This is a genomic window from Phormidesmis priestleyi ULC007 (assembly GCF_003003695.1).
Taxonomy (GTDB): Bacteria; Cyanobacteriota; Cyanobacteriia; order Leptolyngbyales; family Leptolyngbyaceae; genus Phormidesmis_A; species Phormidesmis_A priestleyi_A.
The window spans coordinates 77,922-95,516 of record NZ_PVWG01000008.1; the positions used below are offsets into that span (position 1 = coordinate 77,922).

General features: G+C 50.3%; 9 protein-coding genes. 4 read left to right on the plus strand and 5 right to left on the minus strand.

Annotated features, from left to right (window positions below; all coding sequences use genetic code 11):
• Positions 1-10: 10 nt before the first annotated feature.
• Positions 11-982, plus strand: coding sequence for a glutathione synthase (gene gshB / locus C7B65_RS09545; RefSeq protein WP_073071069.1), 972 nt, complete (start codon positions 11-13; stop codon positions 980-982).
• A gap of 77 nt (positions 983-1,059) precedes the next feature.
• Complete coding sequence (locus C7B65_RS09550) at positions 1,060-3,255, plus strand: CHASE2 domain-containing protein (protein WP_073071071.1); 2,196 nt, start codon at positions 1,060-1,062, stop codon at positions 3,253-3,255.
• Between the two features lie 19 nt (positions 3,256-3,274).
• Here C7B65_RS09550 and C7B65_RS09555 read toward each other — a convergent pair whose 3' ends face one another.
• A complete protein-coding gene (locus C7B65_RS09555) occupies positions 3,275-4,120 on the minus strand; it encodes a universal stress protein (protein WP_073071073.1) in 846 nt (281 codons plus the stop codon).
• 75 nt (positions 4,121-4,195) lie between these two features.
• Here C7B65_RS09555 and C7B65_RS09560 point away from each other — a divergent pair, with 75 nt between their 5' ends.
• Positions 4,196-4,738, plus strand: coding sequence for an acyl-CoA thioesterase (locus C7B65_RS09560; RefSeq protein ID WP_083582852.1), 543 nt, complete (start codon positions 4,196-4,198; stop codon positions 4,736-4,738).
• Positions 4,739-4,837: 99 nt separating this feature from the next.
• On the opposite strand, the gene C7B65_RS09565 is transcribed toward C7B65_RS09560, so the two are convergent.
• A complete protein-coding gene (locus C7B65_RS09565; RefSeq protein ID WP_073071075.1) occupies positions 4,838-6,004 on the minus strand; it encodes a cysteine desulfurase family protein in 1,167 nt (388 codons plus the stop codon).
• A 201-nt stretch (positions 6,005-6,205) separates the two neighbouring features.
• Between C7B65_RS09565 and C7B65_RS09570 the strand changes: the two genes are divergently transcribed.
• Complete coding sequence (locus C7B65_RS09570) at positions 6,206-7,900, plus strand: phospholipase D-like domain-containing protein (protein ID WP_244913190.1); 1,695 nt, start codon at positions 6,206-6,208, stop codon at positions 7,898-7,900.
• Positions 7,901-7,963: 63 nt separating this feature from the next.
• Here C7B65_RS09570 and C7B65_RS09575 read toward each other — a convergent pair whose 3' ends face one another.
• The 3 genes from C7B65_RS09575 to C7B65_RS09585 all read right to left on the minus strand — a co-directional run bounded on the left by C7B65_RS09575 (position 7,964) and on the right by C7B65_RS09585 (position 17,584).
• On the minus strand, positions 7,964-13,903 hold the full coding sequence (locus C7B65_RS09575) for a hybrid sensor histidine kinase/response regulator (RefSeq protein ID WP_073071076.1): 5,940 nt from the start codon (positions 13,901-13,903) through the stop codon (positions 7,964-7,966).
• Between the two features lie 223 nt (positions 13,904-14,126).
• Complete coding sequence (locus C7B65_RS09580; protein WP_073071078.1) at positions 14,127-16,832, minus strand: methyl-accepting chemotaxis protein; 2,706 nt, start codon at positions 16,830-16,832, stop codon at positions 14,127-14,129.
• A gap of 218 nt (positions 16,833-17,050) precedes the next feature.
• Positions 17,051-17,584: a chemotaxis protein CheW gene (locus tag C7B65_RS09585; RefSeq protein WP_073071080.1), complete on the minus strand. Its 534-nt coding sequence runs from the start codon at positions 17,582-17,584 to the stop codon at positions 17,051-17,053.
• Between the last annotated feature and the right edge of the window lie 11 nt (positions 17,585-17,595).

The window sequence follows — 17,595 nt, forward strand, 5'->3', positions numbered from 1 at the left end:
GGACACTACTGTGAAATTTGCATTTATCATCGATTCCATTCATCGGCTCGACCCCACTCACGACACTAGCGTGGCCCTGATGGAAGCCGCCCAAGAGCTAGGACACGAGGTTTGGGTCACTCAGGCAAGTCGGTTAAGCGTGATCGATGGCAAAGCGTGGGCAGTTCTAGAGCCAGTGCAGCTAACCCCGGTGAAGTTAGTAGAGGGTCGTTGGGAGGCAGTTGAGTCTTGGTTCTCGCTTGACGCTCCGATTTTGCGCCCCCTCGAAGACATGGATATCGTGTTCATGCGCCCTGATCCGCCTGTCGATACCGCTTATCTCTATGCGACTTACATTCTCGACTACATCGATCCGGCTAAAACACGGGTGCTGAACTCGACTAATGGCATTCGATCGGCAAACGAGAAAATGTACGCGCTACAATTCACCGAAGCGATCCCCGAAACGATCGTCAGCCAAGACAAACAGGTGATTCGGCAGTTTTTAGAGAAAAAAGGAGCGGCGGTTCTCAAACCTTTGGGCGGCAAAGCGGGAGAAGGAATTCTGTTTTTAGAACCAAGCGATCGTAACTTCAACTCGCTGATTGAAATTAGTACGCTTCAAGGCAAACTGCCCGTAATGGTGCAAACCTATTTGCCAGAAGCCAAAGAAGGCGATAAGCGGATTATTTTACTCAACGGAAGCCCGATCGGAGCCGTCAATCGCATTCCAACCGGGACTGACTTTCGGGGCAATATGGCTGTGGGTGGACGAGTCGCAACCGTGGACATCACTGAACGCGAACACCAGATTTGCGCCCAACTTGCCCCCACCTTACAACGAGACGGACTCGTATTTGTCGGCATTGACGTGATTGGCGGCTATTTGACCGAGGTGAATGTCACTAGCCCAACTGGAATTCGCGAAGTCGATCGTCTGAGTAATGTCCGCATCGCTTACCAGGTGATTGAGTGGATTAAGCAGACCGATCAGAACCAATGATTTTTGAGTTGCTAAAGCTTATGACAAAATGCCTTACTTAAGATTAATTCAACGATGAGCTTTCCCAAAATCAGCCGATGGTGCAGTCCAATAAACGGCAAAAGCATAGCTGGACAGGGTTAACTCAAGCAGTCTGGGAGACAGGTAGAGTCTGGATCACTACTTGCGGAGTAGCAGGCTGCGTGATTGCGTTGCGCCTGACTGGGCTACTGCAACCCTGGGAGTTAGGCGCGTTAGATGAGTTTTTTCGGTTGCGCCCGCTAGAGCCAGTAGACGATCGCATTATCATCGTTGGGCTGAGTGAATCAGACTTGCGGCGGGTCAACTGGCCGATCTCAGACACAACGCTGACGCAGCTTCTTCAAAAAATTCAGTCAGCCCAACCGCGAGCGATCGGACTTGACTTTTATCGAGATTTGCCGACTGGAGCAGGTCAGCCAGAGTTGCTCAAAACGTTTCGCGAAATTCCTCACCTGGTTGGGATCGAGCAACTCAAAGATCGCGAAAGCGATGGCGTAGCTCCTCCTCCTGTCTTAGCCGAACTGGGGCAAGTCGGCTTTAATAATGTCATTCTTGACTCCGATCAAAAAGTTCGGCGAACATTTCTCTATTGGCGAAAGCAGTCAGACGGCAAAACCCATCAGAGTTTCTCCTTAAAGCTGGCGCTGGTTTATCTTAAAGAAATTGGCATTCAAGAACAAGCCGCCGCCGAAAATTCTCGATATCTGCGACTCGATCGAGCGGTGTTTCCCCAGTTTCAATCAAATGATGGTGTTTATGCTCAGGCAGACGATGGAGCCTATCAAATTCTGGCAAATTTTCGGGGCCCGGCGCATCACTTTCATACCGTTTCGGTAACAGACATTTTAGAAGGACGAGTCTCAGCAGAAAGATTGCGCGATCGCATTATCTTGATCGGCTCAACAGCAACCAGCCTCAAAGATTTTACCCCAACGCCCTACAGTAGTTCTTGGACAACCGCTTCAGAGTCAATGGCAGGGGTAGAGCTACAAGCCAACTTTATCAGCCAAATTATTAGCGCCACCCTAGACGGGCGAACCCTGCTCAAAGTTTGGGTTGAGCCTGGAGAATGGGTTTGGATCTGGGCTTGGGCATTGGTAGGAACTCACTTGAGTTGGCGATTACGATCGCCTCGACGCTCAATGATGGCGATTGGGGTTCTAGGGTTTGGGCTGACCATCGTTTGCTATCTGGCATTTTTAGGCGGTTGGGTGGTGCCGCTGGTGCCGCCGCTGGTTGCATTATCGGTGTCAGCGATCGTGGTTATCAGCAATATCGCCCACTCAGAAGAAGAACTCAAGCGATCGAAAGAATTTCTGCATCGCATCATTAATACGATTCCTGACCCGATTTTTGTGAAAGACAAAAATCATCGTTGGATTGTCTTAAACGAAGCCTATTCAAGACTTTTAGGAAGACCGATCGAGGAGTTAGTGGGCAAATCTGATGATCAAGTGTTTTCTCAACACGAAGCAAATGTTTTTAAGCAGCAAGATGAACTCGTTTTTAAGTATCAAACCGAAGTCGAACACGAAGAAGAATTTACTAGCTCAAATGGAGTAACGTATCAGATTGCAACTAAGCGATCGCTGCACAAAGATGCAGCCGGAAATCTATTTTTAGTTGGCGTTATTCGAGATATTACCCAACGCAAAACGATTGAAGAAGAGTTGCGGCGCACTGCGGCAGAGTTATTGCGATCGAATGCAGAGTTGCGCCTGTCTCAAGACCGTCTAAACCACCTGGCAAACCACGATGCTCTCACCGGGTTGCCCAACCGCATCCTGCTTTATGAGCGGCTTATCGAATGTCTAGCGTGGGCAAACCTCAACACTCAAATGGTGGCATTAATGTTTCTAGATCTAGACGGGTTTAAGAAAATTAATGACACGCTTGGGCATGGAGTTGGAGATGTAGTTTTGCAAGCAGTGGCGAAACGGCTCAATGGCTCTTTAAGAACGAGTGACCTGGTAGCTCGGTTCGGCGGAGACGAGTTTGTGATTATTTTACCTGCGGTTCCAAACGTGCCGGATGTGGCACGAGTTGCTGAAAAGATTCTGACTACACTTTCTCAAGCATTTGCCATTTCAAATCAAACAATTTTTGTGACTACGAGCATCGGAATTAGTATTTTCCCCTCCGATGGGGAAGAGGCTGATCTGCTAATTCAGCAAGCAGATGAGGCGATGTATCAGGCAAAAGAGTTAGGCAAAAATCAATACAGATTTGCGTCAACAGTTAGCGAATTATGACTGTTGACGCAAATTATTCTTAAGCCGCCGTCCGAGTTAGCAGCACTGGGCAATTGGCATAAACCCGCACATAGTCAGAGAGAGATGTGCCTAACAAGCGATCGAGATCAGGCAAACCCTTCGCGATCGAGGGGCGACGATCGGGCGAACCGAGCATCAGCAAATCTGCTTTGTTATCTTCTGCAAGGCAACAGAGCACCTCTCCAGCTTTTCCTGAAGCCAAAATAGAGCGATAGGCAACGCCTGCTTTTTTCGCCTCAGAAGCCGCTGCCGCTAAACTCGGCTCTTTTTCTGCGTCGGCTCCTGTTTTTTCACCTTTCCTGGTGTCAGCGTCAGCGTGTACCAGGAGCAACTGTCCTCCCTTAATGTCGCGAATCAGTGATAACGCCAGCTTTAGAGATTGCTTAGAGGCAGCAGAACTGTCGATCGCCACCATAATCCGATTAATCTTGCGGACATAAATTTCATCTTTGACCAGCAGCATCGGACTCGATGACAACTGAAAAACATACTGACTGACAGAGTTTTCTAAAATCGAGACTAGCCGCTTTAAGCCACGAGACCCCATGATAATCAGGTCAGTGTTGAGTTCTTCGGCAACCTTGCAAACGACATCTTTGGGTTCTCCCTGACGCAAGACGGCAGCCACGTGATCAGAGTCTAAATTGAGAGACTGAATTGCCTTTGCCAGCACTCTGCCGCCCTCTTCCCACTTTTCAGCCATTACATCCGCAGAAACCTGAGCCGGAACCACATGCAGCACAGTCACAAACGCCCGTTGAATTGCCGGAATCTCCAGCAGCGCTTTCAGCATCGCTTCAGCTTGTCCAGTTCCAGAGTCAGCCAGTAAAATTTTTTCTATCATAAGGTTGCCTCATTAGTTAATCGCCTCTGATCGTATTTAAGATCGCGGGCTTGACCCATTTTGCAAAATGTTGCAATGGTTCACAATTGGCGGCTAAATGGCAACGGGCGTAAAATACGATCGGTGATTTTTACAAGGGTGGATGACGTGTCACAACCGCAACTATCGACCACTAACATTATTCAGCCTGAACTGCAAGTCGCTTCGATCGATTGGTTCGACTATCCGGTGAGAGCCTTTCCACACCACACTGATTATGCAGGGATGGTGTGGCACGGCACGTTTTTAACCTGGCTAGAAGAGGCGCGGGTTGAATGTCTGCGATCGATGGGCGTTGACTTTGCCGAACTGGTGGCCCTGGGCTGTAATTTGCCCGTTGTAGAGTTATCGATTCGCTATCATCAGCCAATTCAGATGGGGATGGATGCGATCGTCAAAACTCGCATCGCTGACATGGAGGGTGTTCGCATCAACTGCGACTCTCAAATTCAGTCTTTAGAGGGCGACGTTCTTTTTGCAACGGCACGAGTGACGCTGGTTGCGGTTGACCTGGCAAAAGGCAAAATTATGCGCCAATTGCCGTCGGCGGTGAAAGATGCGCTGATGAAAAATTTTTGAGAACGATCGATCGCGAGAGGACACGGTGTGCCATGTCCCTACCCGTGCCCATTGCCCTTGCAAATAACTGATATTATTTAATCTGTGATCTTGATCTCATCAGACCCTTAACAGAACAGGCTGCGGCGTGAGTCGAGCCAAAACCTGCTTGAGAACCATTGCAGTCCAATCAATATCGGCTAGGGTGGTGTCGCGTCCTAAAGTGAGGCGAATTCCTGATTTGGCTAGACGATCGCTATAGCCCATCGCAACCAAAATCGGACTTGGTACTAGCTTGCCGCTATGACAGGCAGATCCCGCACTGATGCCGATTCCTGCCAGGTTCATTTGCCGCACTAACGTCTTGCCATTCAGGGTTTCTCCATCAGCATTGTGTAGAGAAAAGCTGAGGTGATGAGGGAGACGATTCCAACGATCGCCCGTCGGCACCAAGCCCGGTGCATCGGCAAGCAGATCAAACAGCCGCTCTCGGAGTTGTAATAAGCGAGGCGCTTCGATCGCCATTTCTTGAACTGCCAACTCAGCCGCCATGCCAAACCCAGCGATCGCGGGCATCGCCTGAGTGCCCGATCGCAGCTTTGATTCTTGCCCACCTCCGCTCAAAAGCGGCACTAATTCAACCCCTGGACGGACATAGAGCGCTCCTGCTCCCTGCGGCCCATAGAGTTTGTGGCTAGAGAGAGACAGCAGATCGATTGGGAGTTGCTGCACGTTGAGCGATAGCCGCCCTGCCACTTGCACTGCATCGGTATGAAATAAAGCGCCCTGATCACGAACCATCTGGCTCAGTTGGGCGATCGGCTGAATTGTTCCCACCTCACTTTGCCCGTAAATGATCGACACCAGCACAGTGTTAGGGCGCAAAGCTGCCTGAAGCGCGATCGGGTTGACTCGTCCCGATGAGTCTACGTTGAGCCGCGTCACTTGCCAGCCCCACTGTTCTAGAAGCTGCACAGGCTCGGTGATCGCTGAATGTTCGACGCTGGAAATAATCATGTGCTGCGGCGTAGTGTAGTTTCGTGCCACGCCCATCACTGCCAAATTGTTTGATTCGGTACCTCCAGAGGTAAACACGATCGTTTCTGGCGGAGCATTGAGCAACCGTGCTACCTGAACTCTTGCCCGTTCTAGCAATGTGGCTGCCTGTTGCCCCCAAGCATGAAGACTCGAAGGATTTCCCCACTGTTCGGCTAAAACTTTTTGCATCAGCGCGATCGCCTCTGGGCGAGTGGGGGTGGTGGCGCTGTAATCCAAATAGATTTGCATAAGTCAATAAGCAGCAGAACAGGTGAGCAGAGATCTCGATATGTAAGGGCATGGCACGGCAGTGCCCATCGTCCTTGCAAGTAACCGATATTTTTAATCCACGATCATTAATAGAATCACAGACTGATCGAAGAACCGTATTTCTCTTTGGGTACGCTACGAATAGGTTTTTTTGCTTCAGATCTCTCAATTTAGCCTATCGTGCGTCCAATCTTCTCCCTCTCCCGGAATCTCTATTGTGCTGCCTTGGCACTTGGCTTAGTCGCCTGTCAGCCAGCTCAACCTCAGCCATCTCGTCCGACCCTGCTTCCTCAAGATCCGCGAGTCCAGGTTTACACCAACCATGAGCCTGCGTCGCAATATACAGAGCCTTATCGCAAACAAACCCGATCGGGTGATGACCTTGAACAAATTATTGTGGAGGCGATCGCATCGGCTCAAACGAGTGTTGAAGTTGCCGTTCAAGAATTTCGCTTGCCCAAAATCGCCAAAGCGTTGAGCGATCGTGCTCAAGCTGGTGTGAAGGTGCGGGTCATTCTCGAAAATAGCTATTCACGCCCAGTTAGCAGCATTCGTGCTGATGAAATTGCCAAGCTACCAGAGCGGGAGCGCGATCGCTATGGTGAATCTCTGAAGCTCATTGATCAGAACGGCGACGGACAGCTTAGTCCGACCGAGATTAATCAGGGCGATGCGCTGGTGATGCTCGACAACGCCAAAATTCCTCGCCTTGACGATACGGCGGGTGGAACACGCGGCAGTAATTTGATGCACCACAAATTTGTGATTGTAGATGGACACACGATCGTCGTCACCTCCGCCAACTTTACGCCGTCAGACGTTCACGGCGACTTTAAGACGCTCACGAGTCGCGGCAATGCTAACAATCTGCTCAAAATTGATAGCCCAGAGTTAGCAACTCTCTTTACACAAGAATTTAATCTCATGTGGGGCGACGGCCCTGGAGGCAAACCAGATAGTTTGTTTGGGATCAAGAAGCCGCATCGCGCTCCCCAGCAAGTGCAGGTAGGAGACACCACGATCGAGATACAATTCTCACCTTCAGCCTCATCTCTGCCCTGGGAGCAAACCACAAATGGGTTAATTGGCAAAACTCTGAGTCAAGCTAGCCAATCGATCGAGATGGCACTGTTTGTCTTCTCAGATCAGCCACTGGCGAATTTGCTGGATATTCAACATCAGAAAGGGGCACAAATTAAAGCGCTAATTGAGCCTAGCTTTATGTTTCGACCCTACAGCGAAGGATTGGATATGCTGGGCGTTTCGCTAGGTGACACCTGCAAGCTCGACCCCGATAATCGCCCCTGGCAAACTCCAATTACGACAGTGGGGGTGCCCCGCTTACCTCCCGGTGACTTACTGCATCACAAATTTGGCATCGTGGATGGACAGACGGTGATTACAGGCTCTCATAACTGGACGATCGCCGCCAATCAGGGCAACGACGAAACCCTGCTAGTGATTCACAGTTCGCTGGTGGCGGCACATTTTCAGCGCGAGTTTAACCGCCTCTATACAGATGCAATTTTAGGGGTGCCGCCTGCGATTCGTCGCAAAGTCGAAACTTATCAACAACAGTGCGGAAAGCCGACAACGCCGCCCCCGATCGCTCCCGTTTCCAAGCAACGAGACACGCCTGCAAAACCTCAAAAATCTGCCCCGCAGAAGTCTGCTGAAACGATCAATCAACCCGTAAATCTGAATAGTGCCACTCAAGCAGAACTAGAAGCACTGCCAGGAGTCGGACCCGGTTTAGCAAAGCGGATTATTACCGCCCGTCAACAAAAGCCCTTCGTCTCTCTAGAAGATTTCGATCGAGTCTCCGGTGTCGGGCCTAAATTGCTTGAAAAATTGCACGATCGAGTCACCTGGTAAAAATCAAAAAAGGGATGGGGGTTTAGCCCATCCCTTTCAGAAGTTAGCAAAATTCAGGGTTTGCTATTGTCGATTATTGACAATCAGAATCTCTCCCTTCAGCATTCGTTGAGCCGCATCCAAGAGCGCTTCTTCTAGATAAGGCTTCGTAAAGTAGCCACTTGCTCCCAGAGATGCTGCCATTTGACGGTGACGATCGGCACCACGAGAAGTCAACATCGCGATCGGAAGACTGCTGAGATTTGGGTCTTTCTGAATTCGTGAAAGCAGTTCTAAGCCATCCATTCTAGGCATCTCAATATCGCAGAACACGATATCACAAGGCAATCCTGCTCTCAGTTTCTCCCAAGCCTCTTGACCGTCGCGGGCTTGCTCGACTCGATAGCCAACTTTGTTGAAGGTCATTGACAGCAGTTCGCGCACTGTGATCGAGTCGTCCACAATCAGCACCGTCGGCTCGGTCTTCATGGTGATCGTATCGTTGGACTGTGCTGCACCTTGATCCCACATGGTGCCGACATCGCGACGAATTCGACCCATCGAAAGATCGATCAGTTCTAACACGTCTGCGATCGGCATAATTCGACCATCGCCTAGTACGGTTGCCCCGGCTACCCCGATCGGCTTGGGTATGGGGCCCTCTAGTTGCTTGATCACGATTTCTTGTTCGCCCAAGACTTGATCGACCTGGAGCGCCAGATAGTTGCCTGCACTGCGGAGGACTACCACAGACACCATATCGTCTTCTTGATTGCCGCCATAAACATTGCCTCGGCTGAGATGGCGGTTATAGCCCAGTAGCTCAGTCAAAGGGCGTAACGTTAGAACAGAGTCTCGCCAAGCGATCGCCGGATTTCCTTCTGCATTGGTTTGAATGCGATCTTTAGGAATGTCGAGCATATCTTCCACCCCATCCATTGGGAAGGCAACGCGGGCCCGATCGCTGACACAGCATAAAGCTTTCGAGATGCTGAGGGTGAGCGGCAGCCGCACCGTAAAGGTTGTGCCCTTATTCATGGCTGAGTCAGTGTTGATGACTCCCCGAATTTCACTCAGACTGGTACGCACCACATCCATGCCCACTCCTCGACCTGAGAAGTCATCTGCCTGGTCTTTAGTGGTAAAGCCGGGATGGAAGAGAAGATCATAGATATCCAGCCGCGCCATCGATTTAGATTCGGCTGACGTGATCAGCCCTTTCTCGATCGCTTTTACTTTCACCCGCTCAATATCGACTCCTGCACCGTCATCTGACACCGAAATCACGGTCTGGTTTCCCTGGTGAAAGGCCCGAATCGTAATCTGACCGATCGGAGATTTTCCGGCTGCTCGCCGCACCTCTGGGGTTTCAATTCCGTGAGTGATGGCGTTATTAACTAGATGAGTCATTGGATCATAGAGGTGTTCCAAAATCATCTTGTCAATCAGAGTTTCGCGACCTTCAATCACCAGTTCTGCTTGTTTGCCACACTTCATTGCGATGTCACGCACGGCGCGAGGCAGCCGATCGGCAGTTTGGGCAAACGGCACCATGCGAGAGCGAGTCAGCCCTTCTTGCAGTTGCGTCGTCACCTGCCGGAACATCCGGGTGACTTGATCGGTTTCATCGACGATAAACCCAATGTCAGAAGCAGATTCTCGGACTCGCACAATCAACTCAATCATCTCCTGCGAGAGCGAGTGAAAGCCCGTAAAGCGATCCATCTCTAGCGGGTCATATTCCACTTCAGAGGAATTGTTTGGGGTGATGGCGCTGTCTCGCCTCGAAGCTCCAAAAATGGAAGACGTGCGTTGACTGCGGCTGGCAAGCAGAGAACTTTCTAAGAGCGATCGCTCATACAAGTCCTGCATTCGCTGACCGACATCACTCAACTGCTGAACCTGATAGAGCAGGTTATCGAGCGATTGCCGCATCCGTTCCTGGTCTTGCTCTAAACTATTTCGGTTAACGACTAATTCCCCGACCAGGTTGCTGAGGTTATCCAGGTGCTTAACCGGAACCCGCATCGTCTGTTCACTGAGTCCTTTTCCAGGTCGATTGGTTCGTCGCCCTGATTGAACACTGCTGAGACCTTTTGCTGATGGGGTTCCTCCCATCGTTTTGTCAGCGTCTTCCAGCATCTTCTCTAGATCGTCAAACTCCAGGTCAGAGTCGCTGGCGTAGGCTGAGAAATCTGTCTGAGACGTAGCAGCTAATGGCTCAGGTGCGTTTGCTAAGAGAGATTCGAGGTCGTCAAAGCTTTCGGATGTTGATTGCTCTATGGTGGATGACCGATGATCACCTAGCAAAGCATTCAGGTCATCGAACTCGTCTAATTCGGCGGATGGCGCATCGAGTCGCGGGTCTAGGTTTGCGGCTTCAACCAACGGATCAGCCGCCGCTTCACCAAATAAGCCATCTAAATCATCAAAGTTCTCAGTATCGGAGGTTTCAGACAGATCTAAAAGGTCGTCACTCAAGAAATCATCTAAGTCGCCAAGCTCGCTGTCAGCTTCTGCGTTGGCTTCTGGCTCAGAAGTCTCTGACCCTAGAAGGGCATCTAATTCAGCCTCGTCGCTAGATTCATCGGGTCGGTGAGAAGCCGCCATTGCCGCCCCTAGAGAGGCAACTGACGCAGCCGCAATGCCTGCCCCAAGGAGAGGATTGAACCCAGAATTATCAGCCGCTTCGGTGGGGGAAGCGTCGGTTTCAGGTTGTTCAGAATCATCAAAACTCTCTAAATCGAAGGCAGAATCCTGTAGGTCGAGTTCTAAATCGCTAGACAGAGGATCTGAGAGTTCTGCTTCGGATGTTATGGGTTCTGAACCCTCAGAGAATAAATCAAAGTCTGCCTCATTCAAACTGTCTGGAGATTCTAGAGATAGCTCGTCTGAGTCAAGTCCGAAGAGGCTTTGTTCAGCGATCAGATCATCGGTCAGTTCTAACGACTCACTCTCTTCAGAGGAAACCATCCCAAACAGTTCATTTTCCAGGTTTAGGGCGGAGTCAAAAGGTGGATTTTCTGAGCGATCGTCACCCAACAAATCAAAGCCTAGTAGGTCTGCCTCTTCAGCCAAGCTTGAATCTAGCAAGTCATCTAAGCTATCTGAAGGGTCGCTAGTCGAAAGCAGATCAAAATCTAGTGCAGTCTCCTCCTCGGTTAAATCTAGACCCAGCAGATCGTCTAAATCGGTTGAAGGCTCGTCAGATTCAGCACCCTCACGCACGTGAGACGCTGGAGAATCGGCGATCGACTCCTCGCTGCCTTGCTCTGCTGTCATTGGAAAACCCAGAGAGTCTGTGGTTTCTAAATCTGAGGCTGGATCTTCAGCGAATAGCAGCCCCAAATCCTCCGAGTTTTCGTCAAACAAGCTGTCAAGCTCGTCGCTTGTCTCTAGTGCATTGAGATTCAAATCTAACGACTCTTCAGGCTGATCAAGGTTGAAGCCAAGTGAGGCTTCAGAGCCAAATAATTCTGCTAAGTCAGCGGGGTCTGATTCAGAATCAGTTTCTAAATTCAGTGAGAAAGGAGCTTCTACCGCAGGGGTTTCTTCCGGGCGATCGCTCAGGTTGATTTCATCTTCACTGCTCAACCCTAAGAAATCATTTAAATCAGTCAAGTCTGGTCTAGGTAAATCATTCGACCACAACTCACTGTCTTCTGCTAACAGATCTAAAACGTCTGGAGATGAGTTTAAGTCAAACTCAAAGTCACTATCAAACAACCCTGGCTCTCTATTGAGAGAATCTTCAGGCTCTAAAGCATCAATCTCTAATTCAAGCAGCGTTTCCTCGCTATCTTCACTATCTAGAAGACCTGTCAACAGATCGTCATCTGCTTCCGACACTTCTAGACTAGATGGAAGCTCACTGCCGAATAACGTTAAGTCTAATTCTGTGGAGTCGTCGCTTTCAGTCTCTGCAAACAGACTGTTAGAAAACTCTAAAGACTCCTCATCCGAAGTCGGTGTATCAGACCCAAAGTCTAGTCTCTCTAATTCAGCATCCAGATTTGGAGGCAATTCGGCTTCTAAACTTGGCTCAGATAGACTCCAAAGATCGTCTGTAAGTGAAAGATCGGCTGTCTCTGGATCAGGAGCCGTGAGAGGAAGGGCATCTAAACTGTCTAGAGAGGTCGCAGGTTCTTCAGTTAGACCAAAATCGAGATCAGCTAAATCTCCAAATGGATCATCTGCCAAAACACCGAGTCCGTTCTGGTTGTCTGATTTAAGGCGTGAGGCTGGCGGAGACTCCTCTACCTCCAAGTTTTCCCAGGGGTCTGCGATCGAGGCAGCAGGAGTCAGATCTTCATCTAACAGGCTGTCGAGATCTAGACCGTCAAAGCTCAAATCTGCATCCACTGTTGGGCTAGAGGCAGCGATCGGGTCACTCAAAGACTCCTCAAAGCTCAAATCTTCGTCATCTCGCTCGGCGAACAACTCACCCAGATCGCCTAATGGAGTTGCTTCGTCATCGGCTGGGGATGAAGCCGCTTCCAATGAATTATCTGAAGTCTCGCTGGCTAGATTGAGTTCGTCAAGGCTGTCTAAACTCAGATTATCAAAGAGATCGTCTGCGGAAGAAGTTGATCGCTCTTCAGGAGTGTCTAAATTGAATAGGTCAAAGTCTTCGTCGTCTGAGGCGGTTTCAAAGAAGAGGGTCGGCTCCACGATCGGCTCTGAATTCACTTCAGGATTAGATAATTCCTCTAAAAGATCATCTCCAAACAGGCTCGTTAGATCATCATCTGTGCTGTCAGCACTCGAAGGGGTGGCAGAATCAAACAATAAGTCCGAAAAGTCGCTGCTATCGCCTCCATCGGCTGCGCCCGTTAAATCAAACGTTGAAGATTGAGTGCTTCCAATCACCTCTTCTTCTTGCCAGGTGGCACCGAGATCAGGCATTTCGCCTTCAAACAAATCTGCCAAGCTGTTGAGTTCTGCCATACCCATTTCAGGGCCGTTACGATCGCCCGACTCAGATCCAGGGTCTTCTACTAAACGGCTGTCAGTGCCAGACTCAAACAAAGCAGCATCCAGGGTCAGATCGTCTAATTCCAAAACGTCTAGAGAATTGGGTTCAGCCGCAAAGTCTACTCCTGACAGATCCAGTTCATCGTCTGAATCAAGGAGGTCTGTCATAGCAAAGAAGTCTGACAGATCATCATCAACGGCTAATGGTAGTGCGGCATCAATCGGCACAAGAGCGATCAGTTGTTCACTGGGAACGACATCAGCCCCTCGACCTGCCAAAACAGACTCCTGGGCTTGCTTGAGGTCTCTAATCACGATCGGAGCCAAAGCCCGATAAGAATTGTTAAGATCGGCCATGGCGCGGCTTGCCAGATTCACCAAACTGCACCATTGATGGAGATCAAAGGCTTCGCCCGATCCCCTCAACTCTGTGCAAATTGCTTGAAGGCGATCGCGTCCATCAGGTAAGGTTTCCGCTTGCCTAAACAGTTGCAGCATCTCGCGCAATTGAGCAGGCACATCGTTTTGAAAAATTAACACCAAGGCGCTGTCTTGCGAGAACGTTGCGGGGGGCTTTGCGATCGTCCGCCGATCTGTAGCCGTAGCCGCGATCGTGGCTGCTCCTTGGCGCTCTAGCAGATTGAGATATTGCTGGAGTTCTTCAAAAACAGGCTCAACGCCTACCATAGTTGCATTAGAGGTTTCTTCGGTTAACCCAAACGGGCCCTGCAACTGCTCTAATAATTCTTGAAGCGTGTCAAACACCCGCAGCAGCAAAGTTTCTACGTTTTGATCGGGCTTGATTCCCGGAGTCTCCTTGAGAATTTTGAAGAAATCTTCTAAGCGATGCGAAGTCTTCTGAATGCTGCTCAGACCTAACATCGCGGCTCCACCTTTGACTGAGTGAGCCGCTCGAAAGACTTCATTGACCATTTCTGGATCTGCGATCGTGTTTTGCAGATTCAACAAACCCTGCTCAATGGTATTAAGGTGGTCTTTTGCCTCCTCAATGAAGTAGCCCATGATTCGCTGCTGTTGTTCTGGCTGCATCGCATTGTCCCTTTCTAGAGTGATGACCTCTGTTTAGACCCATTCTAATGAGTCATGCAGAGGAATCTTAGAGTAGATGATCTGAATCCGGGAGCTAAACTGTGAACCGAAGCCATCTAGGTCGGTGAACTAAAACTATTTGCACCGGTTTTGAGTAGATGGCTCTAGGGTAACTGACTTAACTAAAATAGAGGCTGCTATTTGCAAGCGCCTGTGATTTGCGCTACTTTCGCTCGATCGTGTCTACGCGGAACCGCTCCACAGAGGTCAAAAGATCTCGTGCAACGCCCACCAGATTTTGCAGCGAACCCGACACTCGCTGCGCCTCTTGCGAGGTTTCTTGAGCCGTCAGTTCGACCGATTGCATGACTTGAGCCACAGCGCGAGACGTTTCCGTCTGTTCGACCGTATCGGCAGTAATCGAAGTCACCAAGGTGTTGATGCGAGTTGACACCTGAATGATGTCTTCTAGCGATCGCTTTGCCTGCTCTGCGAGTCGAGTGCCTTCGATCACCTGCTGGGTGCCCTCTTCCATCGCGGTCATCACCGAGCCAGTCTCACTCTGAATTTGCAGCACAATTTGCTCGATTTCTTTCGACGCTTTTGCGGCTCGGTCTGCCAATTGGCGAACTTCATCGGCCACGATCGCAAAGCCTCGTCCCGCTTCTCCTGCCCGTGCCGCCTCAATACTAGCGTTCAAAGCAAGCAAGTTAGTCCGAGAGGCAATCTGAGAAATCAGCGCCACGATCTTAGAAATCTCTTGAGAAGACTCAGCCAGACGCTTCACTTTACGAGTGGTTTCAGCCACCGTTTCGCGAATTTCTAAAATACCTGCCACGGTGCGTTCTACGGCTTCGCCGCCTTTGAGAGCTGTTGCCGACGCAGACCGCGCAACTTCTTCCGCCTCACGAGCGCTTTCGGCTACCCGTTGAATCGAGTCAGTCATCACCTGAACTGAGTTGAGCGTGACCGCCAGTTCTTCTGCCTGTCGCAATGCATCTGAAGACAAGCTTCGGGCAAACATTTCGTTCTCGGTCGAACCTTTGCTGACTTGACGGGCGGCTGTCTTCACCTGCTGCACAATCTCTCGCAGGTTTTGAATCGTCAGGTTAAAGGAGTCTGCAACCGCACCGAGCACGTCTGCTGTCACCTCTGCCTGCACCGTTAAGTCGCCTCTCGCAGCCCCTTCCACGTCATCAAGGAGGCGAATCACCTGACGCTGTAAGTCTTCTTTGGCTTGCTCTTGCTCTTCTGCTTTGCGCTGGGCTTCGCTGGTTGTGGTTAAAATCACTCGCGCCATCTGATTAAACCCACTCGACAACTGACCTAGCTCATCTTCTGAGTAAACCGTTGTGCGAGCGTTCAAGTTTCCTTGACATACAGCATCAAATTGGGCTTGTAAATCATCTGTAGAGCGCTTCATCTGCTTTGCGGTGATTTGCCCAACCGCAAACGCTGCGCCTCCTCCACAGACTCCCCCTGCTAAAGCCATTAATAGCCCAGTGTTTCGCAGTTGAGCAACCACGGTCGGATTGTTCTGCTGGGCGGCACTATTGGCTGAGAGAAAACTGACTACTGCTACTGCCACGGCTGAGACAATTCCTGCCGCCCCTGCCACGATCAATTGCTTGGTAGCCATGGGGCGGTTGTCGATAAAGGCTAAGGGGCCTTGCTCAACGGTGGGAGTCGGATCGATCGGCTGGCTATCCAACTGAGTAAAGCTGGGAACTTGCTCAGAGGTATTGGAGATGCTGAACAGTTCATCTTCGCGGATGGTAGAGCGATCGTCCTCGTCAAAATTCATCCCGGCGCTGTTTTGAGCGATCGGCATCCCGTTTGTAGATAGCCCAAAATCACTGCCCACTGAAGGACTGGTAAATCCAGCCGAGTCTTCTGACAAGTCAAAGTCAGAGAGATTGCCGAGATCGTCAAAATCTTCAAAATCATCTAGGAAATCGACACTGCTCTGATTTCCGGCTGGGTTTGCAGCACTCGGACTTGGCTCGGCGTGAGAACCGCTATAAAGTGAATCGATCCGATGAGGAGCGGCGGGCGCGTCAGATGTTGACTCAGCCGATTCATAAAGGTCAGGGCTTCCCATAAAGAGCGTGTCTTCACTCATCACCCGGTTGTTGAAGCCTGAACGATGGGGAGGGTCTTCACGGGGATGGTCGGCTGCCGCTGGTTCAGGAAACGACGGGAACGGAGATTCATCCGTCTGATCGGCAAAATCTGGGCTAGAGAACACGCTATCAAATTCGTCCATTGCCGCCGGGAAGTCATGATCTAGGCGAGTATCCGCTAGAGATGATTCGGGGTTAGTGCCGAACGCAAATTGATCACTTGACTCGCTACGGGCGCTGGGGTCAAAAGCATCTTGGTCAGTTAGCGCGAACGGATCGTCAGCAAAGGTATTGCTTTGATTAGGTGCCCTTCCATTGTCGGGACGGTTAAAAGCACTGCTAGATGATTCATTGCTCGGAGAGGGCGGGAATTCGGGCATATCCAAATCCATTTCATCCAGCACAAAATCATTATTTAGGAAGTCGGCATCTGTCTGCTGCTGAGTCACCGAAGCGCGATTTGCGGCATCAAAATCATCAAACGCCCCAATTTCTTCTTCACTCTCAGAAGAACCATTGGCTGACTCACCTGCAAACTGGTTGGCGTAGGTCAGACCACTGGTGGCATAATCGACAAACTCGGTGTCAGAAGTGAGATTGAGAACGGTTTGATATTGCTCTTGAGCCACGTCATATTGCTGAAGCCCATAGCAATAGATGTGCCCCCGCAGAAGTCGAGCGCTGGGGTCTTGGGGGTATTCATTGACTAAGCGATCGACAATTTTCGCCGCTTCTTCATACTTGCCCTGCATATAGGCTCTTTCAGCCTGTTGATAGTCTTGGGCAAAGTCAGTCCCGCGTGCCATGTGCCTTCTCCTGCAAGTGCTTGGTTGCCGTTGTTCTCGAAGTTCTGCTCTTAAAATTGAGTTTGATCGGGGGCAAACTTAGAAAAAAGCGAGCAGTCGATGTAAAGTGAAAATAATACACCTGATAGTAATTAATGCTGGTTAAAGGATGCAAAAGTTGTCTTTAATCGCTCCGTTGCATTGATTGTACCGATAGTGATCGGTTTTGGCTCATTAGATCATGCTGCCCACCTTGCTGATCGTAAAATCGCGATCTGGTCGAGCAGTCGCAAAAATTGGCTGTCTTGACCATTTAACACCCACTCACCTCGCAGAAAAGGCGCGACGCTATCGGGCGCGGCGGTTGACATTTGCACCTGGTCAATGTCTAGCCACTCCATGCCGACAATGCGATCGACTGCCAACCCTAACATGATGTCTTGGTCTTCGACGGCGATCACAGAAATTTCAGGACGGTCTGTGTTGAGCGGAACGGGATCTCCCAAAAATTGACCCAGGTCTGCAACCCAAACCACTCGCCCTCGCACATTGAGCGTGCCCAACAGCAGAGGTGACACATTGGGGACGGGAGTAATGCGATCGGGCGATGGCGCAAGCACCTCTCGAATGCCAGTTGCGGGCAGAGCAAACTCGCTGCCTGAAGAGATATAAAACCGCAGATGCAACTCACCTTCAGGGCTTTCCAATTCCTGAAACTCAGAGGCTTGATCGTCGTATCCTCTACCCGTTAAAAAGTCTGGCTTCCCTACCATTGGCTCTACCC

What these genes read in the sequence shown, in the direction of transcription:
- C7B65_RS09550 (WP_073071071.1), top strand. Translation starts at nt 1,060, where the DNA reads ATGGTGCAGTCCAATAAACGGCAAAAGCATAGCTGGACAGGGTTAACT.
- C7B65_RS09575 (WP_073071076.1), bottom strand. Translation starts at nt 13,903, where the DNA reads ATGCAGCCAGAACAACAGCAGCGAATCATGGGCTACTTCATTGAGGAG.
- C7B65_RS09580 (WP_073071078.1), bottom strand. Translation starts at nt 16,832, where the DNA reads ATGGCACGCGGGACTGACTTTGCCCAAGACTATCAACAGGCTGAAAGA.
- C7B65_RS09585 (WP_073071080.1), bottom strand. Translation starts at nt 17,584, where the DNA reads ATGGTAGGGAAGCCAGACTTTTTAACGGGTAGAGGATACGACGATCAA.
- C7B65_RS09560 (WP_083582852.1), top strand. Translation starts at nt 4,196, where the DNA reads ATGGTTCACAATTGGCGGCTAAATGGCAACGGGCGTAAAATACGATCG.
- C7B65_RS09555 (WP_073071073.1), bottom strand. Translation starts at nt 4,120, where the DNA reads ATGATAGAAAAAATTTTACTGGCTGACTCTGGAACTGGACAAGCTGAA.
- C7B65_RS09565 (WP_073071075.1), bottom strand. Translation starts at nt 6,004, where the DNA reads ATGCAAATCTATTTGGATTACAGCGCCACCACCCCCACTCGCCCAGAG.